Below are 19,956 nucleotides of genomic sequence, written 5' to 3' on the forward strand. Positions count from 1 at the left end.
CATAACGCCCTTCCTCAAAACTCACCGCTCTGACATACGCACCAGGCCCCTTTTGCCTGGTTGACATGCTATTGCCTGAGAATGGGGAACACCTTCAAAAACGTTAAAAATTCGAGCAAAAATTATATGGTTTTTACATTAGGTCAGCGTTGGATTAGTGATACAGAAAGTGAACTGGGATTAGGTACCGTGGTGGCGATCGATACTCGCATGATCACGCTGCTCTTCCCGGCCACAGGGGAAAATCGCCTCTACGCTCGCAGCGACTCGCCCGTCACCCGCGTGATTTTTAACCCGGGCGATACCGTGACCAGCCATGAGGGCTGGCAAATGCGGGTGGATGAAGTCCGTAATGACAATGACCTGATAACCTATATCGGTACGCGCCTGGATACTGAAGAAACCAACGTGATGCTGCGTGAAGTCATGCTCGACAGCAAACTGGTGTTCAGCAAGCCCCAGGATCGTCTGTTCGCTGGCCAGCTCGATCGCATGGATCGCTTCGCCCTGCGTTTTCGTGCGCGTAAATATCAAAGTGAACAGTACCGCCTGCCCGTCAGTGGCCTGCGTGGGATGCGTACCAACCTGATTCCCCACCAGTTGCATATCGCCCATGATGTGGGCCGTCGCCATGCACCGCGCGTTCTGCTGGCGGATGAAGTGGGTCTGGGTAAAACCATCGAAGCCGGTATGATCATTCAGCAGCAGCTGTTGGCTGGCCGCGCTGAGCGCGTACTGATTGTGGTACCAGAAACGCTGCAACATCAGTGGCTGGTTGAAATGCTGCGCCGCTTCAACCTGCGCTTTGCGCTATTCGATGACGATCGTTACGCCGAAGCCCAGCACGACAGCGACAATGCCTTCGATACGGAACAACTGATTATCTGTTCGCTGGACTTTGTTCGTCGCAATAAGCTGCGTCTTGATAAGCTGGCCGACGCGGACTGGGATCTCCTGGTGGTCGATGAAGCGCATCACCTGGCCTGGTCTGAAGGTGAGCCAAGTCGTGAATATCAGGTCATTGAAAAGCTCGCCGAAAACACACCAGGCGTCCTGCTACTGACCGCCACGCCAGAACAACTGGGCATGGAAAGCCACTTCGCACGCCTGCGCCTGCTCGATCCCGATCGTTTCCACGACTTCGCCGCCTTCGTCGAAGAGCAACAGCATTTCCGTCCGATTGCCGATGCGGTCACCTCACTGCTGGCGGATAATCCCATCTCGCAAGACGAGATGAATATGATTAATGAGCTGGTTGGCGAGCAGGATATCGAACCGCTGCTACAGGTCGCCAACAGTGACCGCGAGGGCAAACAAGAGGCGCGCCAGGAACTCATTTCCATGCTGATGGATCGCCACGGCACCAGCCGCGTGTTGTTCCGTAACACCCGTAACGGCGTGAAGGGCTTCCCGAAACGGGAATTGCATACCATTCGCCTGCCGTTGCCGGCTCAGTACCAGACGGCCATCAAAGTTTCCAGCATCATGGGCGCGCGTAAAAGCGCCGAAGAACGCGCGCGCGACCTGCTCTATCCGGAGCAGATTTATCAAGAGTTTGAAGGCGACACCGGCACCTGGTGGAACTTCGATCCACGTGTAGAATGGCTTATGGGCTATCTGACCAGCAACCGTAAAGAGAAGGTGCTGGTGATTTGCGCGCAGGCCGCAACCGCTCTGCAACTGGAGCAGGTATTACGCGAGCGTGAAGGTATCCGTGCCGCCGTATTCCACGAAGGGCTGTCGATTATTGAACGCGATCGGGCTGCGGCCTGGTTTGCCTCAGAAGAAAACGGCGCACAGGTTCTGCTGTGTTCAGAAATCGGCTCTGAAGGCCGTAACTTCCAGTTCGCCAGCCGCCTGGTTATGTTCGATCTGCCGTTTAACCCGGATCTGCTGGAGCAGCGCATCGGTCGTCTGGATCGTATCGGTCAGGCGCATGACATTCAGATTCTGGTGCCATGGCTGGAAAAAACCGCTCAGGCGGTCCTGCTGCGCTGGTATCACGAAGGGCTGGATGCCTTTGAGCACACCTGTCCGACCGGCAGAACCCTCTATGACAGCGTGCACGCTGAACTGATTAATTATCTGGCTGCGCCGGAAAACAGTGAAGGCTTTGATGACTTTATCGACGCCTGCCGTAAACAGCATGACGCGCTGAAATCTCAGCTTGAACAAGGTCGGGATCGGTTACTGGAGTTGAACTCGAACGGCGGCGACGCCGCGCAGATGCTGGCGAATACCATTGCCGAGCAGGATAACGACACCGAGCTGGTCAACTTTGCCCTGAATCTGTTTGATATCGTGGGCATCAATCAGGAAGATCGTAGCGATAACCTGATTGTGCTGACGCCGTCAGATCATATGTTAGTCCCGGATTTCCCGGGCTTACCTGAAGACGGTTGCACCATCACGTTCAACCGCGATCAGGCCCTGTCGCGTGAAGATACCCAGTTTATTACCTGGGAACATCCGCTGATCCGTAACGGCCTGGATCTGATCCTGTCGGGCGACACGGGCAGTTGTGCGCTGTCGCTGCTGAAGAATAAGGCATTGCCTGTCGGCACGCTGCTGGTAGAACTGATTTACGTGGTGGAATCTCAGGCACCTAAGCATCTGCAGTTAACCCGTTTCCTGCCGCCAACGCCTGTGCGTTTGCTGTTAGATCGCAAGGGCACTAACCTGGCAGGTAAAGTGGAGTTCGAGAGCTTCAACCGTCAGTTGAATGCGGTCAACCGCCATACAGGCAGTAAGCTGGTGAACGCCGTTCAGCAGGATGTTCACGCTATTCTTACCCTGGCGGAGAAAGAAGTCGTCAGCGAAGCACGTGCCATAATCGATACGGCACGGCGCGAAGCGAGTGAAAAGCTGGGGGCCGAGTTATCGCGTCTGGAAGCCCTGAAAGCCGTCAACCCCAATATTCGTGACGATGAAGTTGACGCGCTGGAAAGCAATCGCGAGCAGGTGCTGGAAAGTCTTGATGAAGCCACCTGGCGCCTGGATGCGCTGCGTCTGATTGTGGTTACGCATCAGTAAGTTCAGGGCCGCAAGGCCCTCTTTTTTGGAATAATGTATGGAACCCTATAATCCGCCGCTTGAGCCCCGGCTGCACATTCTCTATCAGGATGCGCACATCATGGTGGTGAATAAGCCCAGCGGCCTGCTTTCCGTGCCGGGTCGACTTGAGGCGCACAAAGACAGCGTGATGACGCGGATCCAGCGGGATTATCCTGAAGCCGAATCGGTGCATCGGCTGGATATGGCCACCAGCGGCGTGATTGTCGTCGCACTGACGAAAGCCGCTGAGCGTGAACTAAAACGTCAGTTTCGCGAGCGCGAACCCGCCAAAACCTATGTCGCTCAGGTCTGGGGACATCCGGCAGGGGAAAAAGGCCTGGTGGATTTGCCCTTGATTTGTGACTGGCCCAACCGGCCAAAACAGAAAGTGTGTTTTGAGACGGGTAAGTCGGCACAAACCGAGTATCAGGTGGTGGAATATCGGGACGATAACAGCGCACGCGTCACGTTGAAGCCCATTACCGGCCGTTCGCACCAGTTGCGCGTGCATATGCTGGCGCTGGGCCATCCGATACTTGGGGACGGGTTTTATGCTCACCCGGAAGCCAGGGCAATGGCAAGCCGGCTTCTGCTGCATGCCGAATCGCTGACCATCACGCATCCTGAGTTTGGCAGTACGATGACCTTCAAGCAGCCCGCCGATTTCTGACCGGCCCGTTTATGACTCGCGCGCCCCGCGGATGAATCACCGGGGCGCACGCCGCTTACTTAAAGCCTTTTTCTTTGCGAATCAGATCGTAAGCCGACTGAATGTCCTGCGCTTTCTGTTTGGCCATTTCCATCATTTCTGGCGGTAACCCTTTTGCCACCAGCTTATCGGGATGGTGCTCACTCATCAGTTTGCGATAGGCTCGCTTGATGGTAGTGGCATCATCACTGCTTTTCACGCCCAGCACATTACAGGCATCGTCCAGCGTAGGACCGCGTTGTGCCTGCTGGAAACCGCCTTGAGAATAATTGCGGCCGCCGCCAAACTGCTGGCCGCCTTCCATCATGCGCAGAAACTGATCGAACTGGCTGTGTGAAATGCCCAACTCTTCACCAATAACGTACAGGACCTGACGTTCGTTGGGATGCAGTGTGCCGTCGGCAAACGCAGCCTGAATCTGAATTTCCAGAAACATCCGAATCAGGTCAAAACGACCAAAGCAGGCACTGCGTAATTCGCGCAGTTTGGTCCGCAACGGATATTCGCCCTGTTTGCCCTCACGAAAAGCACGTTGTGCGGCAGTACGCGCCTCACCGTGAAGCTGCATGCGGTCCATAAACAGAGACGCAATCTGGATGTCCGCTTCCGTTACGCGCCCTTTCGATTTGGTTAAATGCCCCATCACCTGAAACGTGGTGCTGAAAAACAGTGACTGTCGGGTCTGGGTGTTTGAAAAGTACGCCTTGCTTTGTGCGCCGCGAACCTTGTCAAATCCATGCCCAATGATCAGGCCGATTACAATTCCCCAAAAGCCCGCGCCAGACAATAATCCCAGCACCAGACCTATAACTTTTCCCCAGTAGCGCATAAACTCCTCAATTCGCCATGCTTACGGCTGAAAATTGCATTATCATACCTGTCATTTATCTCAGCGCCTAACGGCAGCGCGGACAGAAAAGGATTAACACTGGCGCAACGCCAGGCAGTGCGTTAGTCTCTGACCCGATTGTCGGCATGATGCCAGTTTTCATGGAATTCTCGATACCGCGTATGAAAAAACGTATACCTACTCTGCTGGCCACCCTGATCGGCGCAGCCATTAGCCAGCAAGCCTTCGCCGACGATTTAATGTCGCAGTGTATGTTAGGCGTGCCGAGTTATAATCGCCCTCTGGTCAATGGCGATCCCAATCAGTTGCCCGTTACTATTCACTCGGATTCCGTGAAAGGCAACTATCCTGATGATGCCATTTTCAAAGGTGATGTAGACGTCAGCCAGGGCAACAGCCGCATGCTGGCTGATGAGGTGCAACTTCATCAACGCCAGCCAGAAGGTCAGACGACGCCCGTCCGGACCGTCGATGCGCTAGGTAATGTGCACTACGACGATAATCAGGTCATCCTGAAAGGTCCGAAAGCCTGGTCGAATCTTAACACCAAAGATACTAACGTCTGGGACGGTGATTATCAGATGGTCGGCCGCCAGGGGCGGGGTACGGGCGATCAAATGAAGCTGCGTGGACAAAACCGTTACACCATCATGGAAAACGGCACCTTCACGTCCTGTCTGCCCGGCAGTAACAGCTGGAGCGTGGCGGGGTCCGAAATCATTCAGGATCGCCAGGAAGAAGTGGCAGAGATCTGGAACGCGCGCTTTAAGCTCGGTTCCGTCCCGGTATTCTACAGCCCGTATCTGCAGTTGCCGCTGGGCGACCGTCGCCGCTCAGGCTTCCTGATCCCTAATGCCAAATACGGCAGCAATAATGGTTTCGAGTTTATTCTGCCTTACTACTGGAACATCGCGCCTCAGGCCGATGCCACCATTACGCCGCACTATATGAGTAAACGTGGTCTGCAATTGCAGAACGAATTCCGTTACCTCACAGAAGCGGGCGCAGGTCTGGTCGAATTTGATTACCTGGCGTCGGATAAGCAGTACGACAATGAAAAAGCAGCGCGCGGCATAGCCCAAAGCGACAGTTCAGACCGCTGGTTATTTTACTGGCGTCATGCCGGTGTATATGACCAGCACTGGCGCTTTAACGCCGACTATACCAAGGTCAGCGATCAGTATTACTTCAACGATCTGACGTCGCCTTATTACAGCTCGACTGACGGCTATGCCTCACAGAAATTCAGCGTCGGTTATGCGGATACTAACTGGGACGCAACCCTGTCGACCAAAGATTTCCAGATTTTTGGTAATACCAGTAACAGCAATGTCTATCGTGCCTTTCCGCAACTGGACCTGAACTGGTACCAGAACGATGTCGGCCCGTTTGACACCCGCATCTATGCCCAGGCCGTAAAGTTTACTAACGTGAACAGCAGTTTCCCCGAAACCACGCGTTTACATGTTGAACCTACGCTCGATCTGCCGTTATCAAACAGCTGGGCCAGCCTGGATACTGAAGCCAAATTTCTGGCCACGCACTATCAGCAAAAAGATGTTGATTACTACAACGCTAACTTTGCCCCCACCAGCACTACCAGCGGTGTGCTGAAAGGCTCCGTTAACCGCACATTGCCGCAGTTTAAAGTCGATGGGCGCATGGTATTTGATCGTGATATGGACTGGGCGCAGGGTTACACCCAAACGCTGGAGCCAAGGGTTCAGTACCTGTATATCCCGTATCGGGACCAGAGCGACATTTATCCTTACGACTCCACGCTGCTGCAAACGGACTACACCGGCCTGTTCCGCGATCGCTCTTACAGCGGTCTGGATCGCATCGCCTCAGCGAACCAGGTCGCGACCGGTGTGACTACACGAATTTATGATAATGATCTGGTTGAACGTTTTAACGTTTCTGTGGGTCAAATCTATTCGTTCACGCCTTCGCGTACAGGCGTTAACCAGACCAATAAAGATGACGATACCGGCAGTCTTCTTTGGGCCGGGGATACGTACTGGAAGATCAGCGAACGCTGGGGCGTGCGTGGCGGGCTGCAATACGATACCCGCTTGAATAACGTGGCGCAGGGCAATACCGTGCTGGAATACCGTCGTGATGCTGACCGTATGGTGCAGTTGAGCTACCGTTACAGCAGCCCGGAGTATGTTGCTTCTGCGCTTAACGACAGCTCACTGGTGAATAACCCGATTTATAAAAACGGGATTTCACAGGTTGGCACCACGGCAAGTTGGCCAATTCATGATGCCTGGTCGGTGGTTGGCGCGTATTACTACGATACGCGCAATAATCGCCCGGCATCACAGCTGGTTGGCCTGCAGTACAGCTCGTGTTGCTACGCGATTCGTCTGGGATATGAACGTAAAATCAACGGTTGGGAAAACAACGACAGTAAGTACGACAACCAAATCTCATTCAACATTGAGTTACGTGGCCTGAGCTCGAATTATGGCCTGGGCACTGGCCAGATGCTGAGTCAGGGGATCATCCCTTACCAGCGTGCATTCTGATGTTGTGATGTTTGACAGGCAATCCCGCAGTGCGGAACCAATAATGGATAAAGTATGAAGAACTGGAGAATGCTGATTCTTGGTGTGGCGATCAGTGCCAACACCGTGTTCGCAGCACCACAAGTGGTTGATAAAGTTGCAGCTGTGGTTAATAACGGCGTGGTCCTTGAGAGTGACGTGGACAGCATGATGAACACCGTTAAATCTCAGGCGAAACAGGCCGGCCAGCAGCTACCGGACGATAAAACCTTACGCCATCAGATCCTTGAGCGTGAGATTATGGACGCGATCATTCTGCAGTTAGGCGATAAAGCCGGTTTGCAAATCAGCGATCAGCAGTTGGATCAGGCCATTCAGAATATTGCCGCTCAAAACCACATGACCCTCGATCAGCTGCGCAGTCGTCTGGCCTATGACGGTATGGACTACAACACGTATCGGGCGCAGATTCGTAAAGAGATGCTGATCTCTGAAGTCCGTAATAACGAAGTCCGCCGTCGCGTCACCATCCTGCCACAGGAAGTGGATACGCTGGCAAAACAGGTGGGTGCGCAGAATACTCAAGGGACTGAGATGAATATCAGCACCATTCTTCTGCCGCTGCCTGAAAACCCGACACAACAGCAGGTTGACGACCAGGAAAAACTGGCAAAACAGCTGGTGAGCGAACTGAAGGGCGGTGCTGATTTCGGCAAACTGGCCGTTACCTACTCCGCTGACTCCCAGGCCCTGAAAGGCGGCAATATGGGCTGGTCAAAAATTGAAGAGCTGCCGACGTTGTTTGCTCAGGCTCTGGCCACGGCAAAAAAAGGCGATATCGTTGGTCCGATTCGTTCCGGTGTGGGCTTCCATATTCTGAAAGTGAACGATTTGCGTGGCGAAAGCAAAAACATCTCTGTCACCGAGGTGCACGCACGCCATATTCTGCTGAAGCCGTCACCGATCATGACTGACGATCAGGCCCGCGCGAAGCTGGAACAAATTGCCGCCGATATCCGCAGCGGTAAAACCACTTTTGCGGCCGCCGCAAAACAATTCTCTGACGATCCGGGCTCGGCTAACCAGGGCGGCGATCTGGGATGGACCTCGCCTGAAGTCTTTGACCCGGCGTTCCGCGATGCGCTGCTACGCCTGAAAAAAGGGGAAATTAGCCAGCCCGTTCATTCCTCTTTCGGCTGGCATTTGATTCAGTTGCTGGACACGCGTCAGGTTGATAAAACGGATGCAGCCCAGAAAGAGCGTGCTTACCGCATGCTGTTCAACCGCAAGTTCGCGGAAGAAGCGCAGACCTGGATGCAGGAGCAGCGTGCAGGGGCTTACGTGAAAATTCTGGATAACAATGCGCAGTGATTGTCGTGTGGTGATTACGCCCGGCGAACCCGCCGGGATTGGTCCCGATCTGGCTGTGCAACTGGCTCAACAGGCCTGGCCTGTTGAGCTGGTCGTTTGTGCGTCTCCCCAGCTCTTGCTGCAGCGCGCCGCATCGCTGGGTTTGCCTCTGACCCTTCGTCTTTACGATTCTGCCGAGCCTCCAGTGCCCCAGCAGGCCGGTACACTCACCGTCCTTCCCGTTGAACTCCCGCAGCCCGTCACACCCGGTACGCTTTGTGTCGACAACGGTCACTATGTACTGGAAACGCTGGCTCGCGCCTGCGACGGCTGCTTGTCCGGTGAGTTTGCTGCATTGATTACCGGCCCTGTGCATAAGGGCGTGATCAATGATGCGGGGATACCGTTTACAGGCCATACCGAATTCTTTGCCGAGCGTGCAGGCGCGCACCGCGTGGTCATGATGCTGGCAACAGAGCAGTTACGCGTCGCGCTTGCGACTACGCACCTGCCGTTAAAAGCGGTCGCTGACGCCGTCACCCGGGATTGCCTGCATGAAGTGATCACGATCCTGCATCAGGATCTCAAAGAGAAATTCGCGATCGCCCAGCCGCATATTTTTGTTTGTGGGCTGAATCCTCATGCGGGTGAAGGCGGCCACATGGGTCGGGAAGAGATAGACACGATTATCCCGGCACTGAATGAACTCCGCCAGCAGGGTATTCAGCTGACTGGCCCATTGCCCGCGGACACACTTTTCCAGCCCAAATATCTGCAACATGCCGATGCGGTGCTGGCGATGTATCACGATCAGGGCTTACCGGTTCTCAAATTTCAGGGATTTGGTCGCGCGGTAAATATTACCCTCGGCCTGCCGTTTATCCGTACCTCAGTCGATCACGGCACCGCGCTTGAACTAGCCGGGCTGGGTCAGGCTGACGCGGGCAGCTTTATCACGGCGCTTAATCTCGCCATCACTATGATCAAGAGCAGTAATGAATAATCGCGTCCATCAGGGGCACTACGCCCGTAAACGTTTCGGGCAGAACTTCCTGAACGATCAATACATTATCGACAGCATTGTCTCCGCCATTCATCCGCAACGCGACGAAGCGTTAGTCGAGATTGGGCCGGGCCTCGGTGCCCTGACAGAACCGGTCGGCGAACGTCTCGACAGCTTAACGGTTGTGGAGCTTGACCGCGATCTGGCAGCCCGTCTGCAGACACATCCGTTTTTAGGTCCTAAGCTGACGATTTATCAGCAGGATGCCATGACCTTTGATTTTGCCGCGCTGGCTAAAGAGAAAGGCCAGCCGCTACGCGTCTTTGGTAATCTGCCCTACAACATTTCGACCCCGCTGATGTTTCATCTGTTCAGCTATACTGGTTCGATTAAAGATATGCACTTCATGCTGCAGAAAGAAGTGGTTAATCGCCTGGTGGCCGGTCCGGGCAGCAAAGCATATGGTCGCCTGAGCGTCATGGCGCAGTATTACTGCCAGGTCATCCCGGTGCTGGAAGTGCCACCGCACGCTTTTACGCCGCCTCCGAAGGTGGATTCAGCGGTAGTACGTTTGGTGCCTTTTATGACGCCACCGCATCCGGTAAAAGACGTGCGTATTTTAAGCCGTATTACCACGGAAGCGTTCGGCCAACGTCGTAAAACGCTGCGTAACAGCCTGAGCCATATGGTGACTGCGGGTGCGCTGGAAGACTTGTCGATCGATACGGGCCTGCGTGCAGAAAACGTGTCGGTTGCGCAATATTGTCAGTTAGCAAACTGGTTGGCAGACCATCTGGATAAACCGCAGGAGTAACCTATGAGTGAACCGGCCCGCGTATCGATCCACGTCCAAAGCCTTTATGTCGCCTCGCAATCCTCACCGGAAGAAGAGCGTTATGTTTTTGCTTATACCGTTACGATCCGCAATTTAGGCCGCTCCTCTGTGCAACTGCTCGGGCGCTACTGGTTGATCACCAACGGCAATGGACGTGAAACAGAAGTTCAGGGTGAAGGCGTAATCGGTGAACAACCACACATTGCGTCCGGTAGTGAATACCAATATACCAGTGGCGCGGTGCTTGAAACGCCTATGGGCACGATGCAGGGCCACTATGTGATGGTGGATGAGCAAGGCGATACGTTTCACGTCGACATCCCCGTTTTCCGCCTGGCTGTTGAAAGCCATATTCACTGAACCTGATGCCTTTCGCCCGACTAACGGGCGACTGTTTTTAGTTGGATAATTCACAATGAATACTTACCTGATTGGCGACGTTCACGGTTGTTATGATGAATTACGTGCTCTGCTAAACCAGGTGAACTATGATCCTGGTCAGGATACCTTGTGGCTGACAGGTGATCTGGTCGCACGTGGGCCCGGCTCGCTGGAGGTACTACGCTACGTCAAATCGCTGGGAGACAGCGTTCGCCTGGTTCTGGGCAATCACGATCTGCATTTGCTGGCCGTTTATGCCGGCATCAGCCGCAATAAACCTAAAGATCGCCTGACGCCACTGCTGGAAGCGGAAGACGCAGATGAATTGATCAACTGGCTACGTCGGCAGCCTCTGCTGCAGGTTGATGAAGAAAAGAAGCTGGTGATGGGCCATGCGGGCATTACGCCGCAGTGGGATCTGGAGACGGCGCAACGCTGCGCGCGTGAAGTCGAAGCCGTCCTGGCCAGTGACAGCTATCCGCTGTTCCTTGATGCCATGTATGGCGACATGCCGAATAACTGGAGCGAATCCCTGTCCGGCCTGGCGCGGCTACGTTTCTCTACTAACGCGCTGACCCGTATGCGTTTTTGCTTCCCAAACGGACAGCTCGATATGATTTGTAAGGATGCGCCTGAATCAGCGCCGCCACCGCTTAAACCCTGGTTTACGATTGAAGGGCCCGTTGCCCGCGATCACACCATTGTGTTTGGGCACTGGGCATCACTGGAAGGCAAAGGGACACCAGAGGGCATTATCGGTCTGGATACCGGTTGCTGCTGGGGTGGGAATCTGACCCTGCTGCACTGGGAAACGCAGCGTTATTATGTTCAGCCTTCCAACCGCCAGCTTTCTGTACCAGACGATCTGTCACCCCAACAGTCAGCCAGCTGATCCACCGCCATAAAAACGCCTTGTCCCAACAACAAGGCGTTTTTCGATCCCCCATTAACAACGTCGTTCGAGGATCTCGAAGCAGTAGCTGTGCGAATTCTGCTCGTCAGCGTCATGGAATTCGCTAAAGGTAGAATGCCATTCATCCGGTTCGTAGTCCGGGAACTGGGTATCCCCTTCTACTTCAGCATCAATATGCGTCAGATAAAGGCGGTCAGCGCGGGCTAACATCTGTTCATAAATGCGGCCGCCGCCAATGACCATGATCTCTTCAGCTTCGCCCGCAGCATTTACTGCGTCATCCAGCGACGTTACCCAGGTAACGCCTTCTGCGTGACCGGGTTTACTGCTGACCACAATATTCAACCGGCCCGGTAAAGGCCGGCCGATCGATTCAAAAGTCAGCCTGCCCATAATGACGGGCTTTTTCAGTGTGTTGCGCTTAAACCACGCCAGATCTGCAGGCAGGTCCCACGGCATGGCGTTTTCCATTCCAATAATGCGATCTGCTGCTAATGCCGCGATAAGACTAATCATGTTAAAAAGCTCGCTGAAAAAAAACAGGCGCCATGATACGTAAAGGTTAAACCTTCGTCGATAGCAGGAACGGGCTTCTTAAATAAAGCGGCATAGACACCGCCTTTCAGAGTTTGTACAGGGTTTTACTCCGCAAAAATCGCGGTTATAACCCTTAAATCGCCAGATAATGACGTGAGTGCGTGATAAACACAGAGAATAAAACGGCTCCAGACGGAGCCGTTGGGATTATCAGAAATCGTAGCGGAAGCGAACCAGATTCATGTCGCCCTGATTATCCGTGCTGGACGTGAAGACATGTTCGTAATCCACACGGAAACCATAGTCAAGGAACAGCGTTACGCCCAGACCATTGTCGATGCGCTGGTAGTTACGGCCATTCGCATATTCTAAACGGTCACCCATGACATAAGGCTGAACGGCTTTGACACCATATTGCGCCACCGGGATTTTATATCCGGCGTAATATTCGATGCCCCAGGCATCATCCGCAAAATAGTTATTCACGTTGCGCTGTTTGGTGGTCAGGAAGTTTTGGTACCAGCCACCCCCTGCTGACAGGGTCCAGTTACCTGGCGTCCAGCTCAATGCTGTTCCAAAAATGTTTTGGTCGTAATCTTTACTGTTGCCAGTAGCAGGATTACGCATGCTGGCGCGGGTGTAGTTCCAGGCCGTGCCCCATGCCAGGGTAGGCGTAATATTGTAATTCACACCCAGCGAGCCACCGCCCTGGCGCTTATAGCGCAGCCCGTTGCCCGGCAGATACTCGTTATCGCTAAACAGGTAAGAGGCGTAAAGATCGACCGCCCCATAACTGTTTTTGTATTTCAGCTGCTTACGAGAACGGTAGGAACCATCGTAATCACCGTTAATGCCGTTGCCCGGTGCCTGGGCCAGCATGTCGTAATCCCAGATATCCGTCTTGGCACCCACAATATCGTAATAAACGCTGTTCTGCTGACCAAAGGTTAACTGGCCCCAGGTTTTACTTTTCAGGCCGGTATAAAGCTGGCGGCGAGTAGTCTCGTGCGCACCTTCAGCGTAGTGATTATCCCAGTTGAACACGGCCGGAATGTTAACGCCCAGTTCATAGTAGCTGGTCCAGCTAATATCATCGAACAGGTAGTAGTCGGCGCTGAAACGGAAACGGGATCCGCCGTCAAAGCCATTACGCTTGTAAGATTTATCGTTGACGCCGGTTTGATGATTAAACTGGGGGCGAATGCTGCCACCAAATTTGAAATCGAGACGGCTAAGGGGATCGCCTGCTTGTGGGTCTTGTTTAAGAAGAGTGATTTCAGCCTGGCTGGAAAACGTGACCAGAGCCAACAGTGCAGCCACTGCACTCAGTGCAAAATTACGCGCTTTCATTGTTATGAATATCCTGTTTACGCTCTCTTCATGAGCGGGCAGGATATTACATTGGCCATGCATGACTTGGTAGTACTTTGTATTATAAATTCGTGCGAAAAAGCGAATCAGGCATGATTTGATAATAATTAAATCAAATTTCTTAAATTGTTTAACCACCTCTCTCTTTTGCCGGAATCGTATCAGACATCGTACGGCTTTTTTGCTTCAGTCATTTCCTGAAAAACGGTAAGAGAAACAGGCACGCCTGGTAACTGTTATTGAAGATAAGACGCGTTCTCACAACGCACTGACTTCAGATAATGACGCGTCCATTAGGCACAGCATGGCACCATCTGTTTTTGTACTCTCCTGACATCGAACCATAGGAATAATAGAGAGGAACCTGTTTATCAGACGCCTCCTGATGCAAAGATGTAAGATTCTTCCACATCAGCATCGTCCCCACTGCGCCCGCATTGCTGTCCATCCGGTAGCCAATATTGATAAAGTCCACAAACATGCCAACCTGGCTATTTACAGAGACCAGTAATTGCAGCCCGATTGGCTCATTGTTCAGGAACATCATATGCCCTTTGAAGCAGTGCTGGAACTCACGGAAAAAGGCTTTATTGATATCTCTTTCAGCAATTGGCTGCTCCCGTCTCGCGCGATATAACGCTTCGAAAACCTCAAAAATATGCTCACCCTCAAGATGATTTACATTAAGCAAACTTCCGCCATCAGCGAGGAATTTTCTTAATTCGCGTTCGCGGGTTGAGACAGTTTTTCGTGAGAAGTCGACAGCAGGATTTTTCGTCAATGCTGCTTTATTCTTGCTCAACAAACGATAAGACGCATTAAGAAACGTATTACCGTGCAGATGATGCAACGACTTACAACGAAAGGGCAAAAGGACCTTTGTTTTGGTGTCGCGACAAAAGGGTATATAAACGGATGTTGATGGGGTCAGTAGCGCAGGAAGCGAACGCTGAGGGTTTTTACCATCGTTGGCGAGCCAGCCTTTTTCAACGCAAACGCTCCCTACCATAGCCCCTTTCACCTTATAGGCATAAAACGTGAAAGGCTGCTGATGGCGCATCCGGAAAGCGATAAATTCCGGCGCTGACTCACAGTTGTACCCAAAATCATCACACGCTTTTTGATAGTCGTTAAAAGAGCACTGCTCCCATCTGAAAAACCTGGGGATCAACATGGCAAATACGCACTTATATTAGCGAAAAAGGTTCACAGTACCTGTCGGCACGCCGGAACAGCATGGCCTTAACCAATTCCGCATTGTAATGTTAAGCACAAAAACAGAACAGTTTGTTATTCGAGACTTTATATAATAATGGCCTCCCGTTTAGATTTCGTTGATTTTTTGGCAATGGTTTAAAATAACAGGGCGAAACCTGACGAGTAATATTAAAAACAAGAGTAACGAGAAAAATAAACAATTTGATGAATAGCCAGCTAAAACCAATTAAATATGAAAAACAAATTAACTTATAATTAATCTTTTTTAAATGGATGATCCATTGGCAACACAACATTCTTATTTTTTATAAAATAAACTTTTCATCTGATTCAGAGCATATCTGGAATATTACAGCGCCGTTTAAACCTGCGGGCTGTGGGGCGGCCCTGGCCAGGGATGAAGCATAGCCGAGAGCCACAGCCGCATTTAGACGGGGTGCGAATGGTGGCGTGAGACAGAAAAGGCACGCTGGTCAGGCTGTTGCAATACAACACTCTCTGCATCAGCTTTACAGGCACATCGTGTAAACACATGCGATGTGAACTGGACGTACTGCAAAAAAAAAGCCCCTGCCAGAAGCGCTCTGCTTATGGCAGATGCTCCCGACAGGGGCCTGAGCGCTCAGTCTGCGCTATTTATGCGCAAGGATTTGCGCATGCATCTCCTGCACCGAAATGACTTTTTCGGTTGGATCGGCATTTAGCGCCATTGCCGTTGCGAAGCCACCGTTCAGCGTCGTGTCGTAATGCACCTTATATTGCAGTGCGCTGCGACGAATCAGCTTGGAGTCTTCAATCGCCTGACGACCTGCTGTGGTATTTACGATATAGGCGTACTCACCGTTTTTCAGGCGGTCCTGAATGTGCGGGCGGCCTTCGTGAACCTTATTCACCAGGCGCGGGTTAATACCGGCCTCGCCCAGTACCACAGCCGTACCGTGCGTCGCATCCAGTTCAAAACCAAACTTCTGCAACTTCGCCGCGAGGTCAACGATACGTTTCTTGTCGCCTTCACGAACGGACAGCAGCGCACGTCCGGTTTTCTTCATGTTGCTTTGCGCACCCAGCATCGCCTTGGCAAACGCCTCGGCAAAGGTACGGCCCACGCCCATGACTTCCCCGGTTGAACGCATCTCAGGTCCCAGAATCGGGTCAACGCCCTGGAATTTGTTAAACGGCAGCACCACTTCTTTGACAGAGTAGTAAGGTGGAATCACCTCTTTGGTGACGCCCTGCTCCGACAGCGTTTTGCCTGCCATTACGCGGGCTGCCACTTTTGCCAGCGGAACGCCGGTTGCTTTTGACACGAACGGGACGGTACGCGCCGCACGCGGGTTAACTTCAATCAGGTAAACTTCGTTGTCTTTGACCGCAAACTGTACGTTCATCAGGCCACGCACATTCAGCTCAAACGCCAGTTTTTCAACCTGCTGACGCATGACATTCTGAATATCCTGACTCAAGGTGTAGGCCGGCAGTGAACAGGCCGAGTCACCCGAGTGAACGCCAGCCTGCTCAATATGTTCCATGATACCGCCGATCAGCACGCGCTCACCGTCGCAGATAGCATCCACATCGACTTCGACGGCATCATCCAGGAAGCGATCCAGCAAGACCGGCGCATCGTTGGACACTGACACCGCCGTCTGGAAATAGCGTTTCAGGTCGATTTCGTCGTAGACAATTTCCATGGCGCGTCCGCCCAGGACATAAGACGGGCGGACCACCAGCGGATAACCAATGCCCGCCGCTTTTTCAACCGCCTGCTCCAGCGTGGTAACGGTGGCGTTAGCTGGCTGCTTCAGACTCAGACGGTCAACCGCCTGCTGAAAACGTTCACGGTCTTCTGCGCGATCGATGGCATCCGGGCTGGTGCCAATGACCGGCACACCTGCCGCTTCCAGCGCGCGAGCCAGTTTCAGTGGCGTTTGTCCACCGTACTGCACGATAACGCCTTTCGGTTTTTCGATGCGCACGATTTCCAGCACGTCTTCCAGCGTGACAGGTTCAAAGTAGAGGCGGTCAGAAGTGTCGTAATCGGTGGACACGGTTTCCGGGTTACAGTTGACCATGATGGTTTCATAGCCATCTTCACGCAGCGCCAGTGCTGCGTGGACACAGCAGTAGTCAAACTCAATGCCCTGACCAATACGGTTTGGTCCGCCACCCAGCACCATAATCTTGTCGCGATCCTGATTAGGATGAGCTTCGCACTCTTCTTCATAGGTGGAGTACATATAAGCGGTGTCTGTTGCAAATTCCGCCGCACAGGTATCCACGCGCTTATAGACTGGGTGAAGATGATGCTGCTGACGCAGTTTACGAATCTCGCCTTCCGCGACGCCCGCCAGGGCTGCCAGACGTGCGTCGGCAAAACCTTTGCGCTTCAGCGCGCGCAGGAAATCCGCGTTAAGGCCATTGATGCCTTCACGCGCTACCTGCTCTTCCAGGCGAACCAGCTCTTCAATCTGCACCAGGAACCAGCGATCAATATTGGTAAGATTAAATACGCCATCGATCGACATGCCTGCACGGAACGCGTCCGCGATGTACCAGATACGATCCGAACCGGCATCTTTCAGCTCACGACGAATGCGGGTCAACGCTTCCGCATCATCCAGATGCACTTTCGGGTCAAAACCATTAGCTCCCACTTCCAGACCACGCAGTGCTTTCTGCACCGACTCCTGGAAAGTACGGCCAATCGCCATGACTTCACCCACCGATTTCATCTGGGTGGTCAGACGGTCATTCGCACCGGCAAATTTTTCAAAGTTGAAGCGAGGAATTTTTGTCACGACATAATCGATAGACGGCTCGAACGAGGCTGGTGTGCGTCCCCCAGTGATATCGTTCATCAGCTCATCCAGCGTAAAGCCTACCGCCAGTTTCGCGGCCACTTTGGCAATCGGGAATCCGGTGGCCTTCGATGCCAGCGCTGAAGAGCGTGACACACGCGGGTTCATCTCAATGACGATCAGACGGCCATTTTTTGGGTTCACCGCGAACTGGACGTTGGAGCCACCGGTTTCCACGCCGATCTCACGCAGTACCGCCAGCGAGGCGTTACGCATGATCTGGTACTCTTTGTCGGTCAGCGTCTGTGCGGGCGCCACCGTAATGGAGTCACCGGTGTGAATGCCCATGGCGTCAAAGTTTTCGATAGAGCAGACAATGATGCAGTTGTCGTTTTTGTCACGCACAACTTCCATCTCATACTCTTTCCAGCCAATCAGCGATTCGTCGATTAACAGCTCGTTGGTAGGCGAAAGATCGAGTCCGCGTTCGCAGATCTCTTCAAACTCTTCGCGGTTATACGCGATACCGCCACCGGTGCCGCCCATAGTGAACGACGGACGAATAATGCAGGGGAAGCCGACATCGGCAGCCACCGCCAGCGCTTCTTCCATCGTATGTGCGATACCGGAGCGCGCCGTATCCAGACCAATGCTTTTCATCGCCACGTCGAAGCGGCGGCGGTCTTCCGCTTTATCGATCGCATCGGCCGTGGCACCGATCATGGTTACGCCAAACTCGTCAAGAACGCCCTGACGTTCCAGCTCCAGCGCACAGTTCAGCGCCGTCTGGCCGCCCATGGTTGGCAACACCGCATCCGGGCGCTCTTTCTCAATAATCTTACGTACCACTTCCCAGTGAATCGGCTCGATGTAGGTTGCATCGGCCATTTCCGGGTCGGTCATAATGGTCGCCGGGTTCGAGTTCACCAGAATGACGCGGTAACCCTCTTCGCGCAGGGCTTTACAGGCCTGGGCACCGGAATAGTCGAATTCGCAGGCCTGACCGATCACAATCGGACCGGCACCAAGAATCAGGATGGATTTTATATCTGTACGTTTTGGCATGATTAGCTCCTGATTACTTTGCTTTCGAACGGAATGCGTCAATCAACTCGATAAAGTGGTCAAATAACGGTGCGGCATCACCCGGCCCCGGGCTGGCTTCAGGATGGCCCTGGAAGCTGAACGCAGGCTTGTCGGTGCGATGGATACCCTGCACGGTTTTATCAAACAGCGAAATATGCGTTACCCGCAGATTGGCGGGCAGATGGGTTTCATCCACCGCAAAGCCGTGGTTCTGTGCCGTAATCATGACGCGATTGTTATCGAGATCTTTCACCGGGTGGTTACCACCGTGGTGACCCAGCTTCATTTTTACGGTTTTTGCGCCGCTGGCCAGTGCCAGCAACTGGTGGCCAAGGCAAATGCCAAACACCGGAATGTCGGTTTTCAGAAAGGCTTCAATCGCCTCAATGGCGTAATCGCAGGGCTCCGGATCACCCGGACCGTTTGACAGGAAGATGCCATCCGGATTCATCGCCAGAACGGTTTCGGCGGGCGTTTTAGCCGGGACAACCGTCAGACGGCAGCCGCGGTCGACCAGCATGCGCAGAATATTGCGCTTAGCACCATAATCGTAAGCCACAACATGGTAGGGCAGCGCTTCTGCTGACGTCTGCGCGGGTAAATCCCCTTCCAGCGTCCAGCTCCCCTGCAACCAGGTATAGGTTTCTGGCGTCGTCACTTCCTTCGCCAGATCCATCCCTTTCAACCCCGGGAAGGCCTGCGCTTTCTGTAAGGCCAGAGCGGCATCCGGATTGTCGCCCGCGATAATGCAGCCATTCTGTGCGCCTTTCTCGCGCAGCAGACGTGTCAGCTTACGTGTATCAATATCGGCAATAGCAACAATGTTATTGCGCTGCAGATAGGCTGACAGGCTCTCTTCGCTGCGGTAGTTGCTGGCAATAAGTGGCAGGTCCCGAATGACAAGCCCCTGAGCGTGAATCTGACTGGATTCTTCATCGGCGGGGTTGACACCAACGTTGCCGATATGGGGATAAGTGAGAGTAACGATTTGACGAGAATAGGAAGGATCAGTGAGGATTTCTTGATAACCAGTCATTGACGTATTGAAAACGACTTCCCCCACTGCCGACCCTGTAGCCCCGATGGCCCGACCGTGGAATTGGGTTCCGTCTTCCAGAACCAAGAGCGCTGACTTAATCAAAACATCCTCCAGGGAATAAACAGTCACAATATCTGCATATTAATTCATAATGATGATCTGAATCAATGCAAAAACGGCCTGAGTGGTCAATTTTTGGCAAATTGCGCGCATTCTAATGATCGCTCTGCTACTTGTCCACCCTGAAGCCACTTTTTTAACATCTTTTCAGGCTCAGAGCGGAAAAAAAGAGGATAAGG

Annotated in this window: 14 protein-coding genes; 8 read left to right on the plus strand and 6 right to left on the minus strand. The window is 53.0% G+C overall.

What is annotated here, in order from left to right; all coding sequences use genetic code 11:
- Positions 1-126: 126 nt before the first annotated feature.
- Positions 127-3,033, plus strand: a complete 2,907-nt coding sequence (gene rapA / locus RAC60_RS04310) for an RNA polymerase-associated protein RapA (protein ID WP_033740345.1) — start codon at positions 127-129, stop codon at positions 3,031-3,033.
- Between the two features lie 37 nt (positions 3,034-3,070).
- Entirely contained in the window at positions 3,071-3,724 is a 654-nt protein-coding gene (rluA, locus tag RAC60_RS04315; protein WP_058702069.1) for a bifunctional tRNA pseudouridine(32) synthase/23S rRNA pseudouridine(746) synthase RluA, read from the plus strand.
- 55 nt (positions 3,725-3,779) lie between these two features.
- On the opposite strand, the gene djlA is transcribed toward rluA, so the two are convergent.
- The gene (djlA, locus tag RAC60_RS04320; RefSeq protein WP_039338763.1) at positions 3,780-4,592 is read right to left on the minus strand and encodes a co-chaperone DjlA; all 813 of its coding nucleotides are present in this window, start codon (positions 4,590-4,592) and stop codon (positions 3,780-3,782) included.
- Positions 4,593-4,774: 182 nt separating this feature from the next.
- On the opposite strand from djlA, the gene lptD reads away from it, so the two are divergent.
- The 6 genes from lptD to apaH are packed head-to-tail and all read left to right on the plus strand — an operon-like array spanning position 4,775 to position 11,587.
- Entirely contained in the window at positions 4,775-7,147 is a 2,373-nt protein-coding gene (lptD, locus tag RAC60_RS04325) for an LPS assembly protein LptD (RefSeq protein WP_052133197.1), read from the plus strand.
- Between the two features lie 54 nt (positions 7,148-7,201).
- A complete protein-coding gene (gene surA / locus RAC60_RS04330; protein ID WP_058702070.1) occupies positions 7,202-8,497 on the plus strand; it encodes a peptidylprolyl isomerase SurA in 1,296 nt (431 codons plus the stop codon).
- Entirely contained in the window at positions 8,487-9,479 is a 993-nt protein-coding gene (pdxA, locus tag RAC60_RS04335; protein WP_058702071.1) for a 4-hydroxythreonine-4-phosphate dehydrogenase PdxA, read from the plus strand. The genes surA and pdxA overlap by 11 nt, the downstream gene beginning before the upstream one ends.
- Complete coding sequence (gene rsmA, locus RAC60_RS04340) at positions 9,472-10,293, plus strand: 16S rRNA (adenine(1518)-N(6)/adenine(1519)-N(6))-dimethyltransferase RsmA (protein ID WP_033740232.1); 822 nt, start codon at positions 9,472-9,474, stop codon at positions 10,291-10,293. Before pdxA ends, rsmA begins: the two co-directional genes overlap by 8 nt.
- Before the next feature lie 3 nt (positions 10,294-10,296).
- Entirely contained in the window at positions 10,297-10,674 is a 378-nt protein-coding gene (gene apaG, locus RAC60_RS04345) for a Co2+/Mg2+ efflux protein ApaG (protein ID WP_006117645.1), read from the plus strand.
- 55 nt (positions 10,675-10,729) lie between these two features.
- Positions 10,730-11,587 (plus strand): bis(5'-nucleosyl)-tetraphosphatase (symmetrical) ApaH, encoded by an 858-nt coding sequence (apaH, locus tag RAC60_RS04350; RefSeq protein WP_033740231.1) that lies wholly within the window; start codon positions 10,730-10,732, stop codon positions 11,585-11,587.
- 54 nt (positions 11,588-11,641) lie between these two features.
- Here apaH and folA read toward each other — a convergent pair whose 3' ends face one another.
- The 5 genes from folA to carA all read right to left on the minus strand — a co-directional run bounded on the left by folA (position 11,642) and on the right by carA (position 19,759).
- Positions 11,642-12,124, minus strand: a complete 483-nt coding sequence (gene folA / locus RAC60_RS04355) for a type 3 dihydrofolate reductase (protein WP_058702073.1) — start codon at positions 12,122-12,124, stop codon at positions 11,642-11,644.
- Between the two features lie 231 nt (positions 12,125-12,355).
- Complete coding sequence (locus RAC60_RS04360; RefSeq protein ID WP_058702074.1) at positions 12,356-13,495, minus strand: porin; 1,140 nt, start codon at positions 13,493-13,495, stop codon at positions 12,356-12,358.
- A 295-nt stretch (positions 13,496-13,790) separates the two neighbouring features.
- A complete protein-coding gene (locus tag RAC60_RS04365) occupies positions 13,791-14,690 on the minus strand; it encodes a transcriptional regulator (RefSeq protein ID WP_081049521.1) in 900 nt (299 codons plus the stop codon).
- A gap of 676 nt (positions 14,691-15,366) precedes the next feature.
- Positions 15,367-18,597 (minus strand): carbamoyl-phosphate synthase large subunit, encoded by a 3,231-nt coding sequence (gene carB, locus RAC60_RS04370; protein WP_058702075.1) that lies wholly within the window; start codon positions 18,595-18,597, stop codon positions 15,367-15,369.
- 13 nt (positions 18,598-18,610) lie between these two features.
- A complete protein-coding gene (gene carA, locus RAC60_RS04375) occupies positions 18,611-19,759 on the minus strand; it encodes a glutamine-hydrolyzing carbamoyl-phosphate synthase small subunit (protein ID WP_058702076.1) in 1,149 nt (382 codons plus the stop codon).
- Positions 19,760-19,956 lie beyond the last annotated feature (197 nt).

The organism is Pantoea sp. BR_17 (genome assembly GCF_041955125.1).
Lineage (GTDB): Bacteria > Pseudomonadota > Gammaproteobacteria > Enterobacterales > Enterobacteriaceae > Pantoea > Pantoea stewartii.